This is a genomic window from uncultured Senegalimassilia sp. (assembly GCF_934632265.1).
In the GTDB taxonomy this organism is placed as follows: Bacteria; Actinomycetota; Coriobacteriia; order Coriobacteriales; family Eggerthellaceae; genus Senegalimassilia.
In genome coordinates, this window is record NZ_CAKTYH010000064.1 from 1 (window position 1) to 11288 (window position 11288).

11 protein-coding genes are annotated in these 11288 nt (G+C 62.0%); 3 read left to right on the forward strand and 8 right to left on the reverse strand.

Annotated elements, in window-relative coordinates; all coding sequences use genetic code 11:
• The 6 genes from Q0H50_RS05850 to Q0H50_RS05875 all read right to left on the reverse strand — a co-directional run.
• A partial coding sequence (locus tag Q0H50_RS05850) for a methyltransferase domain-containing protein (RefSeq protein WP_294420440.1) occupies positions 1-301 on the reverse strand: 301 nt, incomplete at its 3' end.
• A 134-nt stretch (positions 302-435) separates the two neighbouring features.
• Positions 436-2328: a threonine--tRNA ligase gene (gene thrS, locus Q0H50_RS05855; RefSeq protein ID WP_294420442.1), complete on the reverse strand. Its 1893-nt coding sequence runs from the start codon at positions 2326-2328 to the stop codon at positions 436-438.
• Between the two features lie 263 nt (positions 2329-2591).
• A complete protein-coding gene (locus tag Q0H50_RS05860; protein ID WP_294420444.1) occupies positions 2592-3107 on the reverse strand; it encodes a zinc ribbon domain-containing protein in 516 nt (171 codons plus the stop codon).
• A 163-nt stretch (positions 3108-3270) separates the two neighbouring features.
• A complete protein-coding gene (locus tag Q0H50_RS05865) occupies positions 3271-3612 on the reverse strand; it encodes an AzlD domain-containing protein (RefSeq protein WP_294420446.1) in 342 nt (113 codons plus the stop codon).
• The gene (locus tag Q0H50_RS05870; RefSeq protein ID WP_294420449.1) at positions 3609-4361 is read right to left on the reverse strand and encodes an AzlC family ABC transporter permease; all 753 of its coding nucleotides are present in this window, start codon (positions 4359-4361) and stop codon (positions 3609-3611) included. The genes Q0H50_RS05865 and Q0H50_RS05870 overlap by 4 nt, the downstream gene beginning before the upstream one ends.
• Positions 4362-4453: 92 nt before the next feature.
• Complete coding sequence (locus tag Q0H50_RS05875; RefSeq protein WP_294420452.1) at positions 4454-5497, reverse strand: deoxyguanosinetriphosphate triphosphohydrolase; 1044 nt, start codon at positions 5495-5497, stop codon at positions 4454-4456.
• Positions 5498-5711: 214 nt separating this feature from the next.
• Here Q0H50_RS05875 and Q0H50_RS05880 point away from each other — a divergent pair, with 214 nt between their 5' ends.
• Positions 5712-6662: a MarR family transcriptional regulator gene (locus Q0H50_RS05880; protein ID WP_294420455.1), complete on the forward strand. Its 951-nt coding sequence runs from the start codon at positions 5712-5714 to the stop codon at positions 6660-6662.
• A gap of 191 nt (positions 6663-6853) precedes the next feature.
• Here the strand turns inward: Q0H50_RS05880 and Q0H50_RS05885 are convergent, their stop codons facing one another.
• Positions 6854-7549, reverse strand: coding sequence for a cytochrome c3 family protein (locus tag Q0H50_RS05885; protein ID WP_294420457.1), 696 nt, complete (start codon positions 7547-7549; stop codon positions 6854-6856).
• A 106-nt stretch (positions 7550-7655) separates the two neighbouring features.
• Positions 7656-8993 (reverse strand): ammonia-forming cytochrome c nitrite reductase subunit c552, encoded by a 1338-nt coding sequence (locus Q0H50_RS05890; protein ID WP_294420460.1) that lies wholly within the window; start codon positions 8991-8993, stop codon positions 7656-7658.
• Between the two features lie 223 nt (positions 8994-9216).
• On the opposite strand from Q0H50_RS05890, the gene Q0H50_RS05895 reads away from it, so the two are divergent.
• Entirely contained in the window at positions 9217-10467 is a 1251-nt protein-coding gene (locus tag Q0H50_RS05895) for an ATP-binding protein (RefSeq protein ID WP_294420461.1), read from the forward strand.
• Positions 10464-11102, forward strand: a complete 639-nt coding sequence (locus Q0H50_RS05900) for a response regulator transcription factor (RefSeq protein WP_366936638.1) — start codon at positions 10464-10466, stop codon at positions 11100-11102. Before Q0H50_RS05895 ends, Q0H50_RS05900 begins: the two co-directional genes overlap by 4 nt.
• Positions 11103-11288 lie beyond the last annotated feature (186 nt).

Genomic DNA, 11288 nt, shown 5'->3' on the forward strand with positions numbered 1-11288 from the left:
TGTCCACGCCGGCCGCGGCCGCCGCCTCGGCGGCGCGACGCGTGCAGACCGCATCCACGTCGAAGCCGACGAACAGCACGTCGGGGCGCATCTTGGCACAGGCGACGGTGTACTCGCCCTTTCCGCAGCCCAAATCCAGCACAACGTACGAAAACGCCTGCTCGCGGTGCTTCCCGCCGGGCGCCCATGCGGCCCAGCGACCGGCCCAAGCAGCGCCGTCGCAGCAGATCCAATCGCTGCACTCCCGGAAGCGCTTCGCAAACGAGAACCCTTTGTGCAATCTGGAAGCAGCGGAGCGCATGCCATCCCCTTTCGCGCGCGGAACACCTTCCGCGCCATATACCCAAACAGCCCCGCAAAGCAAACCTTGCGGGGCTGCGATCTAACGTTTCAAGCGGACAGCGCGCCGCCAAACAGCGCCGCCGCCAAGCCGCGTTACGCGCGCGTGCGGATCTCCTCGCACACCTTCGCGATGAAGTCGGCCGTCTCGAACGGATGCGTCTCGTTGGAGCGGTCGCGCACGGCGATGGTGCCCTCCTCGGCCTCCTTCTCGCCGACGACGATCATGTACGGCACGCGGTCGATGCTGCGCGCCTCGCGGATCTTGTAGCCGATCTTCGCGTCGCGGTCGTCGACTGCCACGCGGATGCCGGCCTCGTCAAGCTGCGCGGCAACCTGATGCGCGTAATCGCGGGACTTCTCGGACACGCACAGCACCTTGACCTGCGTGGGGGCAAGCCACACGGGGAACTTGCCCGCGTAATGCTCGATGAGGATGCCGATGAAGCGCTCGATGGAGCCGAAGCACACGCGATGCAGCATGATGGGGCGCTTCTTCGAGCCGTCGTGGTCCACGAACTCCAGGCCGAAGTTCAGCGGCATCTGGAAGTCGAGCTGCACGGTGCCGCACTGCCACGTGCGTCCCAGCGAATCCTCCAGGTGGAAGTCGATCTTCGGACCGTAGAAGGCGCCGTCGCCCTCGTTGAGCTCGTAGTCCATGCCCAGCTCGGCCAGAGCCGTCTTCAGGCCGCCCTCCGCTGCCTCCCAGTCCTCATCGGAGCCCATGGAGTCGTCGGGACGGGTGGAAAGCTCCACATGGTACTTGAAGCCGAACTGCTGGTACACCGAGTCGATAAGGCGCACGACGCCCACGATCTCATCGGTGAGCTGGTCGGGGCGCACGAACAGGTGCGCATCGTCCTGGTTGAAGCAGCGCACGCGGAACAGGCCGTGCAGCGCGCCGCGCATCTCGTGGCGATGCACCGTGCCGATCTCACCGGCGCGGATGGGCAGATCGCGATAGCTGCGCGGCTGGGAAGCGTACACGAGCACGCCGCCGGGGCAGTTCATCGGCTTGATGCAGTACTCCTCGTCATCGATAACGGTGGAGTACATGTTGTCCTTGTAGTGGTCCCAATGGCCAGACGTCATCCACAGCTGCTTGTTCATGATCATGGGCGTGGAGATCTCGACATAGCCGGCCTTGCGATGAATCTCGCGCCAGTAGTCGAGCAGCGTGTTCTTCAGAACCATGCCGTTGGGCAGGAAGAACGGGAAGCCCGGGGCCTCCTCGCGCATCATGAACAGGTCCATCTCGCGGCCGATCTTGCGGTGGTCGCGCTTCTCGGCCTCTTCCAGGTTGTGCAGGTATTCGTCAAGCTCGGCCTTCTTGAAGAACGCCGTGCCGTAGAGGCGCTGCAGCTGCTCGCGGCTTGCGTCGGCGCGCCAGTAGGCGCCGGCCAGCTTCATGAGCTTGATGGCGCCGATCTTACCGGCAGACGGGATATGCGGGCCGGAGCATAGGTCCACGAAGGAACCGTGACGGTAAATGGTGATCTGCTCGTCGGTGAGGTCGTCGATGTGCTCGAGCTTGAAGCGCTGGTCGGCGAAGATCTCCTTCGCCTGTTCGATGGTGACCACCTCGCGCACGAACGGCTCGTTGGCCTTGATGATCTGCTGCATCTTCTTCTCGATGGCGCCGAAGTCATCGGAGGAGATGTTCTCGGGCAGCAGGAAGTCGTAGAAGTAGCCGTCATCGGTGGCAGGGCCGAAGGCGATCTGCGTGCCGGGGAACAGCTCCTGCACGGCCTCGGCCATGATGTGGGCGCAGGAATGGCGCAGGATGTGCAGCGCCTCGGGGCTTTTCGCCGTGACGATCTCGACGGCGGCGCCATCGTGTACGGGGGTGGTCAGGTCGACGAGCTTGCCGTCGATCTTACCGGCAAGCGCGGCCTTCGCAAGGCCCGCGCCGATGGAAGCCGCCACATCGGCGACGGTTGCCCCGGCGTCCAGCGTTTTCTTCGTGCCGTCGGGCAAAACGATTTCCATGATACGTTCCTTTCCTCAGCCGGGCAGGTGCATACCGCCTGCGCATCGGTTTTATAGATTATAGAAAGATAGCATGCAGCTGCTCCCCATGCTAGCGCATAGACCGGCGAATCCCAAAAGAAGGTCTGCCGCATGCATAGGAGTTTCACGCGCCACCATCTGCGCGGCTTTCGCGACAAGCCCGCAAAGGCCGCGGCCTTGCACGCCGAAAAGCAAAACGAGCCGTCCGATCGGACGGCTCGTGCGTACGACAAGGGTTCAGCCTATTCCTCGGGGCGCGCCGGGCGCTGCGGGCGTGCCTGGCGAGGAGCCGCCTGAGGCTGCGGGGCGCGACGCTGTGCCTGGCGCTGGCCGCTGACCGGGCTTGCGCAGTACGGGCACACCGTCCATGCCGGCTCAAGGGCGTGGCCGCAATGGCCGCACAGGTTCTTCAGGCGCTGATGGCAGTTCGGGCACAGGACGTAATCCGCCTCCACCGGATAGCCGCAGTTGGCGCATTCGCCGTAATGCATGAGCTGACGCTGCTTGAGCGCCACCTCGAGCTCCTGCTCATCGCGATCGATCTGCAGCAGGGGCGGACGCAGCAGGCAGTACGCCACAACGCCCACGAGCGGGATGAGGGCAACGATGCCCCACACGTACCAATAGGTGCCGCGCATATACGCATCGCGCGCAACCCATACGATGGACAGGATGTACAAGATGGCAAGCAGCACGACCACGACGGAAAACGCCGCTTGGATCTCGGGCGTGATCAGCTGCGAAAGCAGTTCGCTCATAATGTCCCCATTCTTTCCTTCGATCGGCGCTTCGGCCGCTTCGCCAGTGCGAACGCTTCAAGGTTCCCATTAGCACATATACGATGCGGGATTATATCAAACCAGGCAGAACAAGGGCGTTTTGCCAACTAATTTCCGCAACCGGGGCCATGACAACGCTGCCCTACACCGCGCCGGGGGCGAAGCAGAACGCCAGCAGCGCATAGCTTGCGCAACCGGCAAGGGCGCACCACAGCAGCGATTTCGTCTTGCGCGCGACCACGACCACCACTGCGGCGGCGGCAAGCGGCATGGCGGCGGGCCACACGCCCGCGTCGAACATGCCCGGCGAGAGCAGGTCGTTGGCCACCAGGGCGGCGAACGCCGCAGGCGGGATGAACCCGAGCGCACGGGCCAGGCCCTCGGGGAGCTGGCGGCCCTTCAGCACGAACAGCGGCAGGCAACGGCACAGCAGCATGGTGACCAGGCACGTGGCGAAAACGATGAAGAAGTCGTTCATGCTCATCGCGCATCGCCCCCTTCCCCGGCGGCCTTCGCGATCTTCTCTTCGAGCGCGGCATCCTCGGCCCTGCGCTCGCGGCGTACCTGCGAGACGAGCATGGCCGCGACCACGCCCAGGATGGCGCCGATCAGGATGGCGGGGCCGGCAAGCCCCACGGCCTTGCACGTGAACACGCCCACGATGGCCACCACGGCCGCCACCACGTTCTCGAACGTGATGCGCTGGGTGACCAGCAGACAAATGAAGATGCTGGTCATGGCGAAACTGGCGATGGCCAGCGGGATACCGAGCGCGCCTCCGATGAGCACGCCCGCCACGTTGGACAGCGTCCAGGAGCTGCACGAACAGATGTTGACGATGGTGGCGCGCGGCACGTTCCACGTGCCCGTGGCGAAGTTCGCCATGTTCACACCGAAGCTTTCATCGGTGACCGTGGCGGAGAACAAGAACGAAAGCCGCTTAGGCTCCTTGGCGCACATGGGCGCGAAGGATGCCGAATACAGCATCTGGCGCGTGTTCACGAGCGACACGCTGGCGATGATGGAGGCCAGGGGGCTGCCCGCCAGCCACATGTTGGGGATCATGAACTGACCCGCACCCGAATAGAACATGCACGAAAGGAAGAACACCTGCAAGGCGTTCATACCGATGGAGTCTTCCAATATGCCGCAGGGAATGCCGATGGCCACATAGCCCAGCATGATGGGGATGGCGGCCTGCACCGCCGGCTGTATGTCGCTTCTCTGTATCATAGCCGCACGATTATAGCCCGAACGGAATCGGGAAAACAGGGGTTGCTTTTCATGCGAAAGAGGGGGATTCGACAAGTCCTGCGGGCAGACCGCTACCTCATGAAGTCTCGCGGCACGAACAGGCGCTTGAACGTTGCCGTGGCATACCGGTCGGTCATGCCTGCGATGTAGTCGGTGACGGCCTGCAAGCGGTCGCCCTCGGCGATGACGCGATATTCCTCGGGAACCTCTTCGATGTTGTCCACATAGTAGTCGAACAGCTGCGAGACCAGGTACTTGGCCTTGTTCACCTCCGCAAGCACCTGCGGCGCGGTGTAGACGTTGGCGAACAGGAAGCTGCGCAGCTCGTTCATGGCCTCCCACACCGGCTCCGACAGCGCGATGTCGTCGAGCGCCGCGGAGGTTTGCACCATGTCGCGCACCAGAAGCTCGATGCGGCTGGAATGATCGGGCCCGAGCACCTCGTGCGTGCTTTCCGGCAGCGCGTCCTCGGTGAGCAGGCCGGCGCGGATGGCGTCGTCGATGTCGTGGTTGACGTAGGCGATGCGGTCGGCGGTGGCCACGATGCGCCCCTCGAGCGTTTCGGCGCGGATAGCGCCGGTGTGATGGAGGATGCCGTCGCGCACCTCGGCGGTGAGGTTAAGGCCCCGCCCATCGTTCTCGATGCGCTCCACCACGCGAAGGCTTTGCTCGTTGTGCCGATATTGGGCTGCTACCTGGGCTGACGCGACATCGATGCCGCGGTGACGGGCCAGGCAACCCGCCAAGGCGGCTTCTCCCGTATGGCCGAACGGGGTGTGCCCCAGATCATGGCCGAGCGAGATGGCCTCGGTCAGGTCCTCGTTAAGCCCCAGGGCCCGCGCGATGGTGCGGGCGATCTGGGCGACCTCGAGCGTATGGGTGAGCCGCGTGCGGAAATGATCGCCCTCGGCGGCTAGGAACACCTGGGTTTTATGCGACAGCCGGCGGAAGCTCTTCGAATGCAGGATCTTATCGCGGTCGCGCTGGAATTCGGTGCGCAGGAAGTCCGGCTCGCCCGAGCGCGCACGGCCCTCGGACTCGTCGGCCTTTGCCGCATCGGCGCTTAGAAGCGCATGCTCGCGCAGCTGCTGGTCCTCGCGGTGAACGATGTTCATGGCTACCCTCCCGACCTTCATGTTTCAGGCATGCAGCCAGTATACCGCGCAAGGGGCATGGCGCGACGCGAGGAGCGAAGCTTGACGGCAGGCGAACTTCATGGCATCGAATTATGGAAAGGTCGGCACAGACGGGAAACAAATAAGCCACAGACGGGGAGAAAGAAGTATCATGGTTCACCAGTGCAACGATTTGATGACACGAAAGGCCGTCATGAGCGATACCTCGACCGAATACCGCAAACCCGGGAAATACCTTCTGGATTCAACGTTTTTCGTGGCGTTCGAGCTTGCCCATGAGAGCCTGAAAGAAGGCCTTCGCGAAGCGAGCTGCCTGAACTGCACGCAGTATCGCGTGCTCGTCAAGCTTGCCGCCGCCGAGCCCGAGCCCATCGGGCAGAAGAATCTGGGCATCATATTGGACCTGAAGCCCAACGTGATCACCCATGCGGTCAACACGCTCGAGGATGCCGGCTTCGTCGAACGCATCCACACGCCCGGGAAACGAGGAAGCCGTGTGCGCGTGCTCGAAGCAGGCATCAAGCATATCGAGCAGGCCAACCCCGCCATCATCGCCCAGCTCTACCGCATCTTCCCCACCCAAACCGCGCCGTTCCGCTCGATCTGCGAGGCCGCCGTCATGGCCGGCGCCACCATCGAGCCGCCGCTGTCCCGCGAGATGTCGCGCAAGTTCTTCGCCTCCCGCGCCCTGGCTTCCTTCGAGGTGCTGCGCAAGCGCATAGAGAAGGCGTTGGAGGAGTCCTGCGACGGGGCCACCTTCAGCGAATGCCGCGTGCTGCAGCGTTTGGGCGAGGTGGGCTACCCCATGCGCATCGTGGACCTGGCGCGGCAGCTGAAGCTCACGAGCGCCACCGCCGTGCGGGCAACCGACCGCCTGGCCGAACGCGGCTGGGTGGAGCGCATGAGCGCGCCCGACGACCGCAAGGCCGTGTACGTGGCCTGCACCGACGAGGGGCGCCATATGCAGGACGTGGTGCTTGCGGGCGTGGACCGCATCGCCACGCAGTACCTGTGGAGCCGCCTTGCCCCCGAGAAGTGCCGCGATATCGCCATGGCGGGCCATGTGGTGATGGCCGACCTGCAACAACGCGAAGAAGAGGAACGCCTGAGCACCCTCACGCAGCTGCGCCCCTTGAAACAATAAGCGTGGGAGCTTTCCCGCCGCGGCAACACCGTTCGCAGGCAGATCCGCCACATGGGTCCCGACGGCATGTCCAAGCGAAAAACCTCCTTGCACCCCAAGCGCGGGTTCGCTCCCTTGAACACGAAGCGGCTGATTCAAAACGAAAAAGGGCGTTGGCCTGAGCCAACGCCCTTTTCCAGTGGATGCGCGATTTATGCGCGATTCGCTGCTTCTTGAGCCTGATCGTACGTCAACCACCCATCAGGGATGGGCGCATCATCATGACATTGGCTGCACGCGTTCACGGATGCACGATGCGCCTTATGGCAATCTCCGCAGTCGAGCTGCTGCCCATGCATGGCCATATGCGGGTTGCGCTCGCCATACTGAGCCGTCGCCTTCACCAAGTCCTGGCGCGTGATGTTATGGCACGCCGAGTTCAAGCAGAACGCATCGCCGTCCTGGCTCAGCCACTCGCCGAGCTGCTCGGTATCGCGCTCCCCAAGCACCAACCCATAGGTCTCGTTGGCGTACAGCGGCATGTTGCCGGTGGCCCACTCGCTCACCTCGGTCAGCTGCTGCGACATGGTGGGTTTGTGGCAGCTCAGGCAGTTCGCATCAGCGCCGCCTTCTTCCTTCGGCACCGCATGCACCACGGCCAACATGGAATCGGTGTTCTCCACCGTGTTCCCCCACTTGTCAACGCCCTGCACGCCCGGCTCCTGCTCGAACGCGGCAAGGTATGGATCCATGGGCGTATGGCAAATGGCGTTGCAGAAGCTGGGCTGTTCATGCCAAACCCAAAAGCCCCCGCCGGCAACTGCCGCGACCACCGCCACCACAGCCACGGTGATCGGCCACTTGCGGTTTATCCTGCGAGGCTTGCCGGTCCCGTTTTGCTCGCTCATGTGTTCTAACCCCCCTTCCGGAAAAGAATCGGAATATGCTAGCGGTTGCCCCCGAGCTCGCAACGCGCTTTTGCTCGGGAGCTTCGGAGAGAAAGCCGCCTACGCTTTATCCGAGCATGGACAATGCCTGGTCGGCCGCCGCTTCGGCCTTATCCAGGGTTTCGAACGTCAAATCGGGGTTGTGAGCGCCCTCGCTGTTCTCGACCATCACGAAATCCCAGTAGAACTGCGCGTTGCGCTGCAGTTTCCACAGGGCGGCAAGCTCATCGGAAGGAGCCTGCTTGTTGCCGGCGTTCTTGGCGGCCTTGATCGCGGCGATCTCGTCAGCGTATTTGGAGGCGATCTTGTTCGTCATATCCTCGATCTTCTCGCTGATCGACGTGACGCGCTGCTCTTCCTTGGCCTGCGTAGCCGCAACTTCGCTCTTCAGATCGGCATGGCAGTTGTTGCAGTCGTTTGCCAGCATATCCTCGTTCTCAAGCGGGCTGATCCAATCATGAGACGTGTATGCGGTGCCGTCCTCGGCGACTTCGGTGCCCATATGGCAGTCGGAGCAGGTGTATCCGATGCGCGCCATAGTGGTGGATTCCCCGCCGTAGATGGTTTCGAACTCCGGATGCTGCACCTTGATCATAGGCGCCATGGTGTCGGCATGGTTCCAGTCGGAGAAGCTCATGTCATCGTAGTAGGCAAGGATGGCATCAGGGGTCATCTGATCGGTGCCGGTGTAGGGGTTCGTCGTCGCCTTCGTGGTCGGATCGAAGTAATACTCGTTGTGGCACTGGCCGCACGTTTGGCTGGCCAGCGGCGCCTTCTTCTCGTTATCCAAGTCATCGCCGAGCGCCCTCACGAAGAACTTGTTGCCCACGACCAATTGGGTGGGGTCGTTCTCATGGCAGTTATAGCAGCTGATGGGCTCGTCGAACTGATCGATCATCTCGTTGAATTTGCCTTGATAGGCCGTATCGCCCTCCGCATTCACCAACGCGGTGTATTGCGGGGTCTTGCACGAGATGCAGTTGGCGAGCTGTTCCTTTTTCTGCGTACGCGGCGTTTCCTTTACCGTATCGAGCGAATGCGTATGACCGTGCGCCTCATCGTAGCCAAGCGCAAAGGCATATCCCTTGTACATGGTGTTCAGCGCAGGATACAGCTGCAGGTAATCGTGCTTGCCCTCGGTGCCGTTAGCGTCGTTTTGCTTATAGGTTTGGTACTGATATGGGTAGTCGCCGGCCCATTGATCGGCATGCACCACGCCATACTCATCGGCATCGGGCGTCTGCTCGACTTGCTGCGCGACCGGCTTGTCGGTTGCCTTCTGATCGGCACGTCCAGCCTTGTCGGCGTTCGGCGCACAGGCCGAAAGACCCACTACCAGGCCGAATGCGCACAAAGCGGTAGCCCAAACGATCGCTTTGCTCCCTTTTGCCTTATTCATCTCCATCTTCCTCCCTTCTTGCAGGCGCTTCTCTCCGCATCCAACGGTACACGCATCGCGCATGCCCATGCGCTTGATGCGCGCGCAGTAGCGAACCCTTCCCCAAACAGACGGGGAAAACCCTATGATTCTGCCGATGCCGCTTCAAACCTGCTATTGTTAATTGGTTGTCTCTGCGCGAAAGGTGCAGAAGCGTTTTAAGATGCTTTTGGTCATGGAAGGGGACATCATGGGGGCATCGAACTTCGACCAGGCAACGATCTCAGGTCAGAACGCCGCGTTCCAGCAAGCGATCGACGCGCTGCGCGAGCGCTTCAGCTTCGACTTCGCATCGATGGGCATCACCGCGTTTCCAGGTGCGCCGCTTAAATGGATCTACAGCGCAGGCGAAACCAGCAATCGGCACCGTCGCATCTCGCTCGCGCCCGGGCACGGCATCGGCGGCATCGTGCTGAAAACCGGCAAACCCATGCTGTTCACCGACATCGATTCGGAAATGGACCCCCGCGAATACTCGTCTTACCCCATCGTCTTCGCCGAGGACCTGCGCAGCTTCTGCGCTTTGCCGCTCAAACGCGCAGACCATGTGGTTGCCGTGCTGCTATGCGCTTTCCGCAACGTCGATCCATCGCATGCGGAAACGTTCCGAACGCTTATAACCGATGAGCTGCGTGGGACGTTCTGCGGGCTCGAGGTGGTATCCGAAGGGTTCATGGGGCTTGGGGAAGCCGACGATCGAAGCGAAACCGCGCTTATCGACATCTCGGGCGATACCTCTTTCGCCGGCGTGCGCGACACCGACGAAACGGGCGCGCCGAAGCTGTTGCGCGGCGACCTGGCTCGCGCCATAGGCGCACAAGAGGAAGAGCGGCGGCGCATTTCACGCGAACTGCACGATGGCGTGGCGCAGGAGCTTCTGACCGTCACGTTCACGTTGCAACGCCTTGCGGACCACGTCGACGCGGAAGGCGCCGCCATCTTAGAAGAGGCGCGCGGCGGCATCAACGGCGTGCTCGATGAGCTGCACAACATCTCCGTGATGCTGCGCCCCAGCTCGCTTGACCACTTGGGATTCGTGCCCGCGCTGCGCAGCCAGGCTTTGCTGCTTGAGAAAACCTATGGCTCCGCCATCCGCTTCGAAGGCGAGCTCACCCTTCCCCGCTTCGATCGCGCATTGGAAACGCAAGCCTATCGCATTTGCCAGGAAGCCATGACGAACGCCTGCAAGTACTCCGGATCGGACACCGTGGCCGTGAGCGTGGAGGCCGCCGGCAGCTGGCTTCACATCAGCGTAGTCGATGAAGGCTGCGGCTTCGATGTGGCGCATCCCACCATCAAGGGCACAGGCTGCGGGTTGCTCGGCATGCAAGAGCGCGCCAACCAGGTTGGCGCCACGCTTTCCATCGAATCAAACGAGCACGGCACGCGCGTCACCTTGGTCACGCCCATGCGTTCTGCAGAGGAGGGAGAGCCGCGATGATCAGCGTAGTGCTCGCCGATGACCATGTAGTGGTGCGGACCGGCATAAAAATGCTGCTTGACATCGATCCCGATATCGAGGTTGTGGCCGAAGCCGCCGAGGGAACGGAGGCATATTCCCTGGTGGCCCGCTACAAACCTGACGTGCTGCTCTTGGATATATCCATGCCGCCTGGGCAAAGCGGGCTTATCGCGTGCGAAAAGACGGCAAAGGATTTCCCGGATACCAAAGTGGTTATCCTTACCATGTTCGCAGAGCCGGAATACCTGCTGTACACGCTGCGCGGCGGAGCGGCGGGATACGTGCTGAAGAACTCCACGCCCGAGCAACTGCGCCAGGCCGTGCACGACGTCGCCAACGGCGGCAGCTACATCCACCCCACCATGGTCGAGCTGTTGGCGAAACATACGACGAGCGGTTCAAACGACCCATCCATCCAACAACTGTCCGGCCGCGAGCTGGAGATCTTGCAGCTGATAGCCCACGGTCACACCAACAAGGAGATCAGCAAGATGCTGTTCCTCTCCGTGAAAACCATAGAGGCGCATCGCAGCAAGATCTATAAGAAGCTTCACCTGAAAACACGCGCCGATGCCGTCGATTACGCGCTACGCCATAAGCTGCTCGACCTGTAGTGCACCGCTTGACGCGGTTTTGTTGCAAATAGCCAGGGTCCAACAGAAAGCCTACTGAGCAGAATCTCCTTCTGGCCCAATGGCTTGGCTCCGGCCCTCCGTATATCGCGGCTTATAGGACAAAAAGTGTGTCCAGAACAATTATTCACTCCGTTGCGTACGGGTACCTTGTCGCGTGATGCAATT